General features: G+C 60.3%; 18 protein-coding genes. 2 read left to right on the forward strand and 16 right to left on the reverse strand.

Features of this window, described 5'->3' with window-relative positions; genetic code table 11:
• Positions 1-5: 5 nt before the first annotated feature.
• From IC609_RS14545 to IC609_RS16140, 16 genes are all read right to left on the reverse strand, one after another.
• Positions 6-335: a phage tail assembly chaperone gene (locus tag IC609_RS14545; protein ID WP_456298536.1), complete on the reverse strand. Its 330-nt coding sequence runs from the start codon at positions 333-335 to the stop codon at positions 6-8.
• The gene (locus IC609_RS14550) at positions 332-736 is read right to left on the reverse strand and encodes a hypothetical protein (RefSeq protein WP_191820261.1); all 405 of its coding nucleotides are present in this window, start codon (positions 734-736) and stop codon (positions 332-334) included. Before IC609_RS14550 ends, IC609_RS14545 begins: the two co-directional genes overlap by 4 nt.
• 41 nt (positions 737-777) lie before the next feature.
• A complete protein-coding gene (locus tag IC609_RS14555; protein ID WP_191820262.1) occupies positions 778-1,992 on the reverse strand; it encodes a phage tail tube protein in 1,215 nt (404 codons plus the stop codon).
• Between the two features lie 65 nt (positions 1,993-2,057).
• Entirely contained in the window at positions 2,058-2,459 is a 402-nt protein-coding gene (gp17, locus tag IC609_RS14560) for a tail completion protein gp17 (protein WP_191820263.1), read from the reverse strand.
• Positions 2,456-2,959 carry an HK97-gp10 family putative phage morphogenesis protein gene (locus tag IC609_RS14565; protein WP_191820264.1) on the reverse strand — a complete coding sequence of 168 codons (504 nt, stop codon included), beginning with the start codon at positions 2,957-2,959 and terminating at the stop codon, positions 2,456-2,458. The genes gp17 and IC609_RS14565 overlap by 4 nt, the downstream gene beginning before the upstream one ends.
• Positions 2,960-2,983: 24 nt before the next feature.
• Complete coding sequence (locus IC609_RS14570) at positions 2,984-3,328, reverse strand: phage head closure protein (RefSeq protein ID WP_191820265.1); 345 nt, start codon at positions 3,326-3,328, stop codon at positions 2,984-2,986.
• The gene (locus tag IC609_RS14575) at positions 3,325-3,948 is read right to left on the reverse strand and encodes a head-tail connector protein (RefSeq protein ID WP_191820266.1); all 624 of its coding nucleotides are present in this window, start codon (positions 3,946-3,948) and stop codon (positions 3,325-3,327) included. The genes IC609_RS14570 and IC609_RS14575 overlap by 4 nt, the downstream gene beginning before the upstream one ends.
• Before the next feature lie 21 nt (positions 3,949-3,969).
• Positions 3,970-4,416, reverse strand: a complete 447-nt coding sequence (locus IC609_RS14580) for a hypothetical protein (RefSeq protein ID WP_191820267.1) — start codon at positions 4,414-4,416, stop codon at positions 3,970-3,972.
• Between the two features lie 29 nt (positions 4,417-4,445).
• Positions 4,446-5,795 carry a phage major capsid protein gene (locus IC609_RS14585; protein WP_191820268.1) on the reverse strand — a complete coding sequence of 450 codons (1,350 nt, stop codon included), beginning with the start codon at positions 5,793-5,795 and terminating at the stop codon, positions 4,446-4,448.
• A gap of 141 nt (positions 5,796-5,936) precedes the next feature.
• Positions 5,937-6,443: a GNAT family N-acetyltransferase gene (locus tag IC609_RS14590; RefSeq protein ID WP_225224223.1), complete on the reverse strand. Its 507-nt coding sequence runs from the start codon at positions 6,441-6,443 to the stop codon at positions 5,937-5,939.
• Entirely contained in the window at positions 6,443-6,751 is a 309-nt protein-coding gene (locus IC609_RS14595; RefSeq protein WP_191820270.1) for a type II toxin-antitoxin system TacA family antitoxin, read from the reverse strand. The genes IC609_RS14590 and IC609_RS14595 overlap by 1 nt, the downstream gene beginning before the upstream one ends.
• Before the next feature lie 65 nt (positions 6,752-6,816).
• A complete protein-coding gene (gene sppA / locus IC609_RS14600; protein WP_191820271.1) occupies positions 6,817-7,758 on the reverse strand; it encodes a signal peptide peptidase SppA in 942 nt (313 codons plus the stop codon).
• Positions 7,755-9,233 (reverse strand): phage portal protein, encoded by a 1,479-nt coding sequence (locus tag IC609_RS14605; protein WP_191820272.1) that lies wholly within the window; start codon positions 9,231-9,233, stop codon positions 7,755-7,757. The genes sppA and IC609_RS14605 overlap by 4 nt, the downstream gene beginning before the upstream one ends.
• A 32-nt stretch (positions 9,234-9,265) precedes the next feature.
• Positions 9,266-10,972 (reverse strand): terminase large subunit, encoded by a 1,707-nt coding sequence (locus IC609_RS14610; protein WP_191820273.1) that lies wholly within the window; start codon positions 10,970-10,972, stop codon positions 9,266-9,268.
• 15 nt (positions 10,973-10,987) lie between these two features.
• On the reverse strand, positions 10,988-11,449 hold the full coding sequence (locus IC609_RS14615; protein ID WP_108311751.1) for a phage terminase small subunit P27 family: 462 nt from the start codon (positions 11,447-11,449) through the stop codon (positions 10,988-10,990).
• A 161-nt stretch (positions 11,450-11,610) separates the two neighbouring features.
• A complete protein-coding gene (locus IC609_RS16140) occupies positions 11,611-11,934 on the reverse strand; it encodes an HNH endonuclease (RefSeq protein ID WP_333473715.1) in 324 nt (107 codons plus the stop codon).
• 163 nt (positions 11,935-12,097) lie between these two features.
• On the opposite strand from IC609_RS16140, the gene IC609_RS14625 reads away from it, so the two are divergent.
• Together IC609_RS14625 and IC609_RS14630 are read left to right on the forward strand one after the other, a co-directional pair.
• Complete coding sequence (locus tag IC609_RS14625) at positions 12,098-12,316, forward strand: DUF6900 domain-containing protein (RefSeq protein ID WP_191820275.1); 219 nt, start codon at positions 12,098-12,100, stop codon at positions 12,314-12,316.
• The gene (locus tag IC609_RS14630; RefSeq protein ID WP_191820276.1) at positions 12,313-12,756 is read left to right on the forward strand and encodes a DUF3489 domain-containing protein; all 444 of its coding nucleotides are present in this window, start codon (positions 12,313-12,315) and stop codon (positions 12,754-12,756) included. Before IC609_RS14625 ends, IC609_RS14630 begins: the two co-directional genes overlap by 4 nt.
• Positions 12,757-12,761 lie beyond the last annotated feature (5 nt).

A 12,761-nucleotide genomic window follows, 5' to 3' on the forward strand; every position in this document is an offset into this window, starting at 1 on the left:
CCGCTTTACTTCTGACTTGCGGCCTTCAGGGCCACCTGATCGAGCGCATGGATGCAATCCAGTTCCCAGGGGTTGAGCTCAATGCCATTGAGCTGCTGGTAGGCCAGCAGGTCGGGCGCACCGATGGCACTGGGGCCCATGCCCGAGCGGCGCATGTGGTGCAGCTGCAAAAAGATGTCCCAGAGGAGCTCCAGGCCCGCTGGGATTGGCGGCAGGATCAACTCAGGCGGTGTTTCGCCGCAGGACTGGGCATAGGCCTGCAGGTGATCACGCTGGGTCAGCCCGTCCGGCAGGCGCCTGGACAGGTCAAATTGCGCTTGCGCGTGCGCGATCAGTTGCTCGCGAAGCGCCGCATAAAACGCTCTTTCTCATTGAGCGCGGTGTTGAGCTGATCGACCAGCCAGGAATATTCGTCGGCCTCGTACAAATCGCGCGCGGCCTCGGCGCTGAAGGGCACTTCCTGGCCCTTGTCATCGGTAAAACCCGTCCAACCCAGGGTGAAGGCCACCAGGTTGTCGCGGGCCTGCAGCTCCTGCTCGGCCGGGTCGTCCAGCATGACCTTGCCGGTTTTTTGGAGCTGGTGCTGCAGGCGACGCTGGTTGGCCAGCAAGATGGCCTTGCGTTTGGGGTGCGTGGGGCCTGCGATCTCGAAGAAGACGCCGGTGGGGGCGCCGTTTTCGTCCTTGATCTCGACCTGGGCGCTCATGACGCTCTTGATGTTGCGAAGGTTGCTCATTGGGATTTCCTTGGGTGGGAGGTGTTGGGGCTCGGGTGGGGTCAGATGGCGGTGTCTTGCATCACCAGGGTGGTCTGCTCGCTGCTGGTGCCGGAGCCGCCAGCGGTGTTGAGCAGGGCCTGGTAGGGGAAGGTCTGCACGATGCCGCCAGTCCCGTCGCTCTTTTGCTGTCCGCCCAGCTTGATGCGGGGGATGGTCAGCGTCAGCACGTCGGCGCTGGCGGTGTTGTCGGTGGTGAGGGACACGACCAGGCTGGTCTCTGTCTCGTTCACGAACAGGTCGCGCAGCGTGGCATCGGTGAAATAGGCCGTGAACTGGCCAGTGACGGTCACAGGGCCTGCAAACAGGTTGGGCACGGTGTTGGCGCCCACCACCGGGTCGCCCGAGAAGGCTGGATCGATGTTGATCGACAGACCCGTCACCACGGTTTGCACCGCACCGTTGACCAGCAGCACGCCATTGACTGCGGCCACGATGCCATTGCTTGTGACGGCCGTGGGGCTGGTGAAGTAGCGGGTGTTCGCTGTGGTGACGTTCTGGCCCATGGTGTCAAAGGACACCTTGGCCATGCCGGTGGGCGGCAGATCGAGGGCCACCTTGTCAAATTTGATGCCGGTGTACACCTCGGACTGGCTGATGTCGTTGAACCAGTGCTCCATGGAGAAGCTGACATCCGTGTGGCCGCTGGTCGGGATGTAGGTCTTCTTGCCTTGCACGCCGATGGTGGCCGATGCGATCGGGCCTTCAGCCGTGAGCGTGGAGCCGTTCAATGTCATTACGGTGGCCACAGTGCCGGTCAGGCCAGTGATCAGCAGGTTCTTGTTCAGGTTGGCCGCGTTGAAAGTGCCAGCCGTGAGGCGCACCACGTCTCCCACCTTGAAGCCATCGGTCAGGTAGGAGCCCGAGCCGCGTGTCACTGTGTAGCTGTTGCCAGTACCGGTGGCAATGGTGATGGCCAGGCCGGTGGCGCTGGCGCCAGCAGTGAATTCGCGCTTGAGGACAGCCGCGAAGATGTCGCTGTACGTTTTGGGCGACAGCTCGCCTTGCAATGAGCCCTGGATGCGGCGCACGCCATGACGGAAATCGGCCACCTGCATGTCTGGGCGAATCTCGCCCGACTGGTAGGTCTCTTTCGTCAGGTCAATCGTCGATTGAGCCCGGCGCAGAAGTTGAGCGCCCGATGCGCTTGGGGCGGCGCCATAACTCAGCTCTCGCTTGATGGCCACCTGCTTGAAAATACCTGATGCTTGAGGCATGTGTTTCTCCAAAAAAAATAGCCCGCTCAAGGCGGGCTGGGTTTGAACTGATCAGATGCCAGTATTCAGGTTTCGTCGTGAATCAGCATGTAATCCACCCCCTGCATGTACAGGCCGGCTTCATCGTCTCTTTCATCGGGACCGACGAGTTCGCGGGTGATGGCAATCACCTGGACGCCCGCGATCAGCCCACTCTTAAAAAGCAGAGCTTCCCGAATGGCTTCCTGAATTACTTTGACTTCGGCATAGGTGCGCGCCAGCACCGAGACCTGCACGCGGCTGCGCAGGATCACGCCACCGGCCTGGGCGTTGATGGGTGCGATGTCCACGCTGCTGATCAGCTCGTATGAAACAGCGGGCATGGGGGTGTTTTGCGGGATCAGGCCTGGGTAAATCTTCGAACCCACCAGCGCTGTGAGCACCTCACTGCCGGTGAGCATGGCATAGACGACTTTTTCTGCCCTCATTTGGTTACTCCATCCGCTTCATCGGGCAACTTGTCCAGCTCCTTGTTCAGGCGTGAGCGCATGTAATCCTTGAAGGCTTCCATGGCCTGACTGCTTTCCTGAGCCGCAGCATCCACAGCGGGTCGCATGAACGGTTTCTTTCGGGAGCCGGGGTGGTGCACCAGCTCGCGCATGATCCCCGCGATGAACAAGCTCTTGCGGTTCTTCGGTTTGATCAGGTGCTTGGCAGTGCCAAACTCGACCATGTGAGCGTAATAAGCGGTCTTGTTGCCCGCCACCACGCGGGCGCTGATCTTGCCGTTTTTGCCTGCTTTCGTACTGATGCGCAAGCTGCCCGCCAGTGCACCGCTCACGTTGTGAATGTGGCTCTTTGCCTGCTCAAGCACGACCTTCTGGCCAGCACGCAGAGCTCCGCGCAGGATCTTTTTCTCGATATTTACGGGAAGCTGATCAAGCAATTTCTGCAAATCGGCCAAGCCGTCGATCTGTGTCTCCAGCATGTCGGTCACTCCTTCAACTGCACTTCATTCGAGACCTTCCGATGCCAGCAAGGTGAGCAGGACATTGCTTTCATCGTCATTGAGGACGGCATGAATGTTGAAGATGCGCGCCTTGTACAGCGCCCGATAGGATGAAACCACCCGGGTATCGGTGAGGTTGGCTTGGTAGCGCACGGTGATCTGATGGGACACCTCGCTTGCGATGCGGTGCGCTCGTTTCTGCTCTCGCCCATCCACGGGTTGGATTGCAGCCCAGACTGTGGCCACGTCCAGCCAGGTTCGCGCAGGCCCCCCGTAGCTGTCCTGCAAGGTACTGGGGCGTTGGAATTTGATTTTTTTGGTCAATTGACCCGCATGGATCACCGTCATACCAAAACCACCTTGTATGGGTCAAGAAGTCCGTCGATAAAGGGCAAAGACTCGATGCGCCCCCGTGAGAGCGCGGCCACCTCTTCCCGATGTGCATACAGACTTCCTACGCGCAGCTTGATCCAGCTCTTGATGCCCTCGGGCACTGCATCTGCACTCCCATATCCGGCATCAAAGATCACGCTGACTGCCCCAATTTGGGGCAGAGATATCGGCCAGATCTGCCCAAACACCGGGGTGATGCGCGCGGGCTCGCAGGCGTTGTCGACGGTGTAGTTGGCTGCTGGCATGGTCTGCAAGAGGCCTGCCATGTCCAGATACTGGATCTCCACCACCGTGGCTACAGGCGACTTGGGCAGCAAAACGGCATGCCCAGGCAGCGTGAAGGTCTGCCCTGCGGGCACACCCATCAGGCTGGGCCCGGGAAAGCTGTCGAGCACCATCCGCCAGCGCGCGGTGACGAGTTGCCGGTTGGTCAGGGTCTCAGCCGCCTGGCGAGCCGCCGAGATCAGTACCTGTATCAGGCTGTCGTCGTCATCAAAATCCACCCGCAAGTGGAGCTTGGCCTCGGCAAGCGAGATGGGCTCCCCTGCGGGCGGAGTGATCAACTGCATGGGCATGTGATGGCTCCACCCTCAGGCTCAGACCACCTGCGCGACCGCGGCCTGGTTGCTGGCATCCCCCGGCGCGAAGCGGGGGTTGAAACCCAGCAATTGCGCCGAAGTGACGCTGGCGGCCACGGCTACCGTGAGCGACAGACGCACATAGGCGAAGCCGTTGGTGACATCCAGATCTTCGGGGCGCAGGTTGATCAGGGCCTGCTTGTTGTCACCCGTGGCCTTGACGATCTGGGTGATGGCTTTGCCCGTCACATCCTTGGCTCCTGTGCCACTGGCGTCGGTGGCCTGCTGGATCTTGGCGTCCAGCGTGGCACCCGTGCCAAGGGCCCCGCTTTGGACCAGCGCCAGCAGGTTGTGGTGGTTGCCCGCCGAGATCCAGCCGGTGGTGACAGTGCCCACAGCCTGGCTTGCGGGATCGATGGTGGCCAGAACCGAGAACAGTTCACTGCCTTTTGCATTGGGAAACATCAGAGTTCTCCTTCAGAGTGCGGGGACGATCAACGTGCGCCCAGTTGGACAAAGGGCGACATGGTCGTGCTGCCCTTGGCGGGGGAGATCGGCGCGGCGATCTTGGATTGGCCATCCATGCGGAACGTGGTGCGGAAAGCCGTGAGGTCCGCATCGAAGTACAGGTGCATGGAAGTGGCCGTTTGCATGCCACCGGCCTTGGTGATGGTCTGGTAGTACGACAGATCGGCCAGCAGCACATCACCCGCAGAAGAGAAGGTGTTGGCGTGTTGCGAGACGAAGACTGGGCGACCCAGCAGCATGCCGTAGGGCGAGACCTGAATGCCACCCGGGTTCATGCCCGTGGGCAGGTAGATCGGGTAGTTGCCCAGCGTCAGAGTGAAGAGCGCTGGCAGCACGTCGTTGTTGACGATCCAGACGGCCTTGCCAAACGAGCCCGGCGGCAGGCGCGAGATCATCTTGGCCAAGTTCTGCGCCAAAAGGGTCTGCGTGGTCTGGCCCGATTCTTTGGCCACCGTCACCGTGGTGGCGTTCGTCATGCAGCCCACTGGCAGGCCCGTGCCAGAGCCGAACAGGATCGACTCGTTGGTTTTCCAGCGAATGGAAGTGGCGATCTTGTCAGGCAGGTAGGTGGACAGCGCATTGGTGTCGTCCAGCAGCTCATCGGTCACCGGCACCAGGGCCATGAGCTTTTTGAGGCGCAGAGTCGACAGACCCAGGACAGGCTTGGTACCCACGGCCGATGCGGCTTCACCTTGCCAGTAAGCACGAATGCCGTTGGTGCCCCAAGGCGTGGTCTCGTCCTTGGGGAATGCCATGGTGTTGCCCGTGATCTCGACGTTGTCGGTCATCGGCAGCAGGGAATCCTCACCCAACGAGAGCTGGAAGATTTCCTGAGCGAACTGCGGGGGCACAAGAAAGCCGCCATCCTGCGCCGAGCCTTCACTGCCAAACGAGGCAGGAGCCACGGCACTTCGACCGGAGCCAATCAGCAAGCGGTCATCGATCGCAGCACCGGGGTTTTGCGCCTGACGCACGGTCTTGAGGAAGTCACCCACGCTCTTGAAGCCATGCTTGGGGTCAGCTTCGAGGTTGTCGGTGACAGAAATCACCGTGGCCTTTTGGCCATGGGAAATGGTCGAATGCGCCGAGTGGGCTACGTTGGCCACATTGACCATGTGCGCTTCTTCAGCGATCAGGGCAGCCTCGCGGTCAATGGCAGCCGATGCCGCCTCGATCTTGGCCTTGAGCGCGTTGAAGGCGGCCAGCTCTTCATCGGTCATGTCGCGCTCCTCAGCGGCGGCGATATCGGTCAGGGCACGGGCGTCCTTGACCAAGGTGGCTTTGCGAGCTTGAAGCTCGCGCAATTGTTTACTCATTGGTGTTGCTCCAGAAATGAAAAAACCGCCTAGGCAGCAAGCACAGGGCGGTGGTTTGAGGCGCGACCAACGGGTCGCAGACGTGAAACAGGCCTCTACGGAGGCCTGCAAATTGGAAATATCAGGGTTGTGCTGACATGGTCACGATGGCTTGACCAGGTCTTTGACAGTTGCCAGTGGCAGGTACAAAAACAGTGGGTTGTCCGCAGTGGCACGGAACCCGTGGTGCGCATAGAACTCGGCAGCGCTTTCATCCTTGGCATCAACCACAAATGCGTAGGCAGCAATCTCTGCCATGACTGCCCGGCGCAAGGCATCGGCGAGCAAGGCCGCACCCAAACCTTTGCCTTTGAAATCCTGATCCACAGCCAGACGCCCCATGCGAACAGCAGGCACATTGGGGTAGCGAGGCAGTTTCTTAGCCAAGCTTTCAGAGAGGTCCGTCAACAAAATGCTGGCCGAGGCCAGCGTGTAATAACCCGCCACCCGGCCACTGGCATCCAGTGCCGTGAAACACGCCGTCACACGGCGCTTGATGTCCTGACTGACCTGGGTTTTGAAGTACCTGTCCAGCGGCTCAACGCCACACTCGAATCCTGAGCGGTCTGTGTCGAGATCGAGCGGGACAACTGAAAACGGGCCCGCCATCAAGCCACCAGCAGCTTGTTGGCCTTGGCGAATGCGCGCTTGAGTGCGGCATTGGGCTTGGCAGGAGAGATCAGGGCTTTGGCAAAAGCCTCTTGATCTGCCATGGTCATGCGCACATGATCTGCCTGCTCAATGGCTTGAGAAGCTGCCGACTGCAAGGCATGGACCACAAAATCGGTCATGGTTCTGCCTTGAATTTCTGCCGCACGTTTGACGACGACGTGCAAGTCGTGACTGATACGAGCCTCAAGCCTTGCCGACTGAGGCTTCAGTGAGCGAGGGGCAGCGACAGCGGCTCTTGCAGTCATGACGGTTCTCCTGAGGTTGATACAAATTGTACGGCAATTTGCCGGATCAATGCAAGCCAGACCAATCACCCAAGCAAGGCCAGTGCATTGCGCGCCTGACCAAGCCGGGAAGCACCCGGTGGTTTTTGAGAGACGGCGGCCTTTTGCATCCTGGCCAGCACATCGTCGAAAGTGGCAACGCCGTCCACCATCTTGGCGGCAAGCGCCGCATCGGCACCCAGCACCCGGCCCTCGCCCATGCCGTCACGCACATCGGCAACCGAGACGCCTCGACCCTTGGCCACGGCTTTGATGAAGGCGTTGTAGTAGTCGTCAACGCGGGACTGCATGAAGGCCTGCGCTTCGGGATCCAGCGGCACATACGGGTTGCCCTCGACCTTGAACTTGCCTGCCGAGATCAGGGTGGGTTTGACGCCCTCCTCTTCCAGCGCCTTTGAATAGTCGAAATGGGCCTGCCAAACGCCAATGGAGCCGACCTCGCCACCCGGGGTGACGTAGAACTCACCGGCCGAGCAACCGATCCAATATGCGGCCGAGGCGGCCAGGCTGTTGGCCACGGCCACCACGGGCTTTTGCGCCCGGACTTTGACTATCTCGGTGGCCAGCTCGGCCACGCCGTAGACGCTGCCGCCCGGGCTGTCGATGTCAATCAGGATCTGGCCCACGCTGTCGTCCGCCAGAACCTGGCGCAATGCGCTCGTGAATTTCTGGGTGCTGGTGCTGCCCGGCCCCGAAATGTCATCGACCATGTTGCCGCGCTGGGTGACCACTCCATAAAGGGGCAGAACCGCAATGCCAGCTCCGGCATTGGAAGCAGCACGATCTGAGGCGAACTGTTTGCGCGTGTCACGCAAAACCCGGTCCGCATTGATCTGAAGCAGGGTCTCTTCGCTCGGGGGCTCATCCGAGGACCAGCGGGTGAGCACGGCAGTCATGGCCTGCAAACGCTCGGGCATGAGCGCCCAAGGCGTGGTCAGGAATTCAGAGACAAGAAGGTGTTTGTTCATTTGGAGTTTCCAAGTTGGATCAGCGCCTTGAGCAGCACTGTTTCATCGGTAGAAGGTTGTGCGATGGCCCAGGCACGCACCTCGGGCTCTTGCATACCCAAGGCTTGGGCGATCAGGGCGATTTCCTGAGCGTCAAAGCGGCCCTTCTTGCTGATGCGCCGGGCCATGCGCTGGGCATTCGCTTCAATGAGCTTGCGAAATCGCTGGCTCATCTCTTGATCCGGCTCTGCCGGGGTGTCTGCGTCTGTTGCGTCAGAGTCCTCGTCTTCTGGCTCTTGCTCCTCGGCGTCCTCTTCTTCGACCATATTCAGCGGCCTGAGCGGTTGATCGAGCCCCTTGATCGGGTTGAGGTTCTCGGCGATGCGGGCCTCGTTGCGAGTGAGCCAGCCGTTTTGAATCCCGCTTTGGTAGTAGGCGGATCGGCTGGCAGCATCCCCGCGCATCAGGTTGGCGAAGTCGAATTCGATTTCCAGCTCATCGCCGTCCAGCATCAGGTCCGCTTCGATCGAAGCCTCCCAGCGCTCGGCCCAGGGCGTCATGGTGTGCATGACGAACTCCAGGCTCTGCTGCTCGATGTTCGAGAACGTTGCACGGTCGAGGTCCGCGATCATGTGCGGCGGCACCCGAAAGAGGCGGGCGATGTCCGTGATTTGGAACTTGCGCAGCTCCAGAAACTGAGCGTCCTTGTTCGTGACACCCACCTCGTGGAACTTCATGCCGTTTTCCAGCACCAGCACCTTGCCCCGGTTCGCTCCGGATTGGGCGGCCTGGTAGGACTCCCGGAACACCCGCTTGGCCTCAGCATCCTTGAAGTTGCCCGGGAACTCGATCCAGCCGCCCGTGGGTTTGGCATCGTTGTTGAAGAACCGGGCTCCATAGTCCTGCGCGGCCAATGCCATGCCCAGACTCTCGCGGGAAAGCTCGATGGGACTCAGCCCCAGCAGACCGTCCGAGGACAAGCCCCGCAGATGCCAGACCTCGCCCCGGGGTAAGACCAGCTCGTGACCCGTTTGGTTCTGAATCCGGTATCGATAGTCCCCTTCAGCGCGCAACTCCATGCGTACCCGGTCCGGATGGATGGGAATCAGCTCGGTGATTTCACCTCGGCCGTTGGCCAGGATCTGGCAAAAGGCGTTGCCACGCAGGGCCAGGTGCCCCTGCAGCATTTCGCGCCACTCGAACGGGTTCTGGTACCGATTGGGCTTCTTGCCCAGCACCCGGTAGAGCCAGTGGTCCGTCACCCGGTCCTTGCCACCATCTTCTCGAGCACGGTAGACCACCAGTGGCAGCGAGGCCATGGTCTCAGACAGGATGCGCACGCAGGCATAGACCGCTGCCAGGCGCATGGCCGAATCGGCCGAGACGCGCATGCCCGAGACACTGCGCACCGACACAGGCTCAAAAAAGAAATCGCCCCATGGGGAGCGATCACTTGTGGAAGCTTTGAATCGGTCAAAGAGGTTGAAGATTCCCATCGGTAGTGTCAGAAAACGCGCCTGCCGTCTTGTTAGAGCAGCATCAGCTCGTAGTCGGATCCCAGCACCACCGAGTCCCCCGGTTTGATCGCCCGTGAGAGGGCCATGATCAGTGCCACGATGCCGTCGATCTTGTTTTCTGCTCGCTCCTTGCGCGGGTAAATGTTGTCTTTGACGTCCGTGTGGGCCACCACGTTGCTGGCCATCCAAGCCAATACCGGGTCGCCGTCATGGACGAGCTTCTTTTGCAGGACCAAGGCTTCAAGCGTCTTCATCGGTTCGCTGAAATTGAGCACCGTGGGACGAACCTCGATCATGGGCAGGCCCTCGGAGAGCATCCGGGTGGACAGCTGCGTGGCCTGAAACGGATCGAAAGCCACGGCCTCCACCGAGAACCGGGATGCGATGTCCAGCAGATCAGCCTCGATCCAGCTAAAGTCGATCACGTTGCCCGGCGTCACCGACAGGCGTCCGGTATGGGCCCAGCCCTCGTACTGACTGTTGCCCGCAGCCTGGACCGTATCCTCGGGCAGGTAGTACTTGCCAAACACAACATATGCGTCGGCTATGTCGGGATGCTGAAACACCATGACGAGCGCTGCAATGTCCGTCTTGCTGGCCAAGTCCAGGCCCACCCAGCAGGGCTGGCCCAGGAACTGGTCCAGCTCCAGATCCGGGTTGGTGCCCGCGTCCCAGGCCCGCATGTCCATCCAAGCCTTGTCCGCGCTCACCCATTCGTTGAGATGCTTGGTCTTGAAGTTGTTGACCGCGCTGGGCAACTGCATGGCCTTGGCCTGCAGGGGCACCAGGATCTCCTCACGCACCGAGATGCCCCAGTTGGGGTTGGCCTTGATGAGGGAGTCCTTGGCAGTCCAGTCGTCGCCTTCATCGAGGCCGTAAATGATCCCGAACTGAGAGTCGTCCTCGAACACCCGGTTCAGGAGCTTGGTGACAAAGCTCCTGACCTCGTAACAAATCCCCGAGCGGTTGCTGCCAGCCGTGGTGATCACCCACAGCAGCGAGTTGTCCCGCTTGCCGGTACCGGTCTCCACCACGTCATAGACCGTTCGTGTCTTGTGGGCGTGCAGCTCGTCAATACAACCGAAGTGGATATTCAGGCCGTCCAGCGTCGAGCCTTCAGCTGAGAGCGCCTCGAACTTGGAGCCCGTCTGCAGCACATGCATGTTGTGCGCCCCGACGTTCACCGCAAACCGGTTCCGAAATCCCGGGCTCAGGCGCGCCATGGTCTGGGCATCGCCAAAGACGATGCGGGCCTGATCGCGGGTTGTGGCCAGCGAGTACACCTCGGCGCCGCCCTCGCGGTCGGCCGCCAGCATGTACAGACCCACCGCCGATGACAGCGTGGACTTGGCATTGCCCCTTGGCACCTCGATGTACGACCGCCTGAAACGGCGCTTGCCGTCCGATTTGACCCATCCGAATACCGTGGACAGGATGAAAACCTGCCATGGCTCCAGAACAATCATCCGGCTGGCCAGAGGCCCTTTGACGTGAGGCAGGCGCTCAATGAAAGCGCACAAGTTGTCGGCTGGTCTGTAAGGCCTGCCGTACCGGTCAAGCAGCTCCGGGTTGAACTGGTAGATGCTGCTCTTTCGTTTGAAGCGGATCAGGTCATCGAGCTGGCGTTTGCAGGCCTTTTGAACCCACTCGCAGGTCAGGATCTCTCCCGATACGACGCGCTGTGCATATTGTTTGGCGCTCGCGGCATATCCACTCATCGTTTGCTCTCGGTCTTACCCCACAATGTCCTCCCAAAGATCGAGCTCTTCGCCCGGTCGCTCGTTTGGAATGGAGATGCGCGAACGCGATGCAGGCGTGAACCCCATCTCGATCGCAGCCTTGGTCATGATCTGTGCCTGCTTGTTGGCAATGGCCAGGTACGGCGACTGCATGGGCACACCGCTATGGGGCGCCTTCACCAAGAGTCCCGTTTTGCCGATACCCGCCTGGGCCTGTCGGTACAGGTCTGCCGCACAAGCCCAGATTTCCAGCACGGACATGTCCAGCTTGCGAATCAGGGTGGGCGGCGCACATTCAAGCGCGTAGCGCCAGGCAGCCTTGGCACCCTCAGGCATGTAGTCCGGAGGCTCGACCAGCAAGCCCTCTGGTATGGGCTCATGGTAGTTGGTCCGGCATGGCTGCAAGGTCCCCTTGATCTGCTTGACTTGAGTCGGCAGTGGCTTGCGTCCGCCCATAAATCACCCGCTTGGTTTGATGTTCATTTGATGCACGGCCTTTGCTGCGCAGAGTCTTTGGAAAAGGGGATACCCCCCTTGTTCAATTTGCACGCAGAAAAATTTGCGCAAGCCCACGCATCATGGGCGCCAGTCTGTAGAGATTCAGACCCCCTACCCCCTCAGGACGGGGCCTGGTTGCGCAGGGATGCCGTCTCTGAGGCGGTCTTGGCGTTGTGACAGGGCACGCACAGGCTTTGCAGGTTCGCTCGCTCAAAGCGCTCACCGCCTTGCTTGACCGGAACAATGTGATCGACCACCTTGGCTGGCTGCAGCAAGCCCTTGGCCTGGCACCTGCAGCAAAGCGGGTTATCCCGTAACACCGCTGCACGTGTGTTGCGCCACCTGGCCGATTGATAGAAGCCCAGCTCGGTGTCGAACCCACGCCGCGCACGCCCGTACTCACGGTGCACTTGGGGCTGGTGATGGGTGCAGTAGCCGGGCACGTTCAGCACCTGCGCGCAACCCGGATATCTGCATGGAGTAGGCGCACTTCGCGGCATCTCAATCGGCTTTCAAGGAATAAGCGACAGCTCGAAAAATTGACTTGGCTTCATCTTGATTCAGAGCGTCAATCCATCACATTGGATCAACGAAAGGAACAACCCGATGAAGCAAGACAAGAACCTCAACAAGCTTTTTGAGCAGATCGCTCTGAAGCATTTCTTTATCGAAACGCTGGAGACACAGCACCGTGATCGCCTGGACTTCCACGACGTCTCGGTCTGGGCCGTCAAGAGCGCACTGGAGGCTGCTTACGCCGCAGGCCACGCTGCCGCCACTGCAGCAGCACAAAACAAATCAACAGCATCGAAAGGCAAACAATGAAACTCACGGACACCCAACGCTCGCTGCTCGAAGCCGCTGCACAGCATCCACAAAAGAAACTGACCAATTTCCCCGACACCCTCAAGGGTGGTGCACGCATCAAGGTGCTCACGGCCATGCGCAACGCACAGCTGATTGCGGCCAGCGCGGGAGAGCCCGAGGTTTATGTGGCCACAGCCACAGGGTTGCAAGAGATCGGCATCACCACTCAGCCACCACGCTCAACACGCGAAGGCACCAAGCAGGCTGTGCTGATCGAACTGCTCAGGCGCCCCGAAGGCGCCACGCTACCCCAGATGACCGAAGCCACAGGCTGGCAGGTGCACACCGTGCGCGGAGCGATGGCAGGCGCCTTGAAGAAAAAGCTGGGTCTGAAGATCACCTCAGAAAAGCAGGCAGGCACAGACCGCGTTTACCGCATCTCCACCACAACCTTTTGAGGACC

It is taken from the genome of Limnohabitans radicicola (assembly GCF_014837235.1).
GTDB lineage: Bacteria > Pseudomonadota > Gammaproteobacteria > Burkholderiales > Burkholderiaceae_C > Limnohabitans_A > Limnohabitans_A radicicola.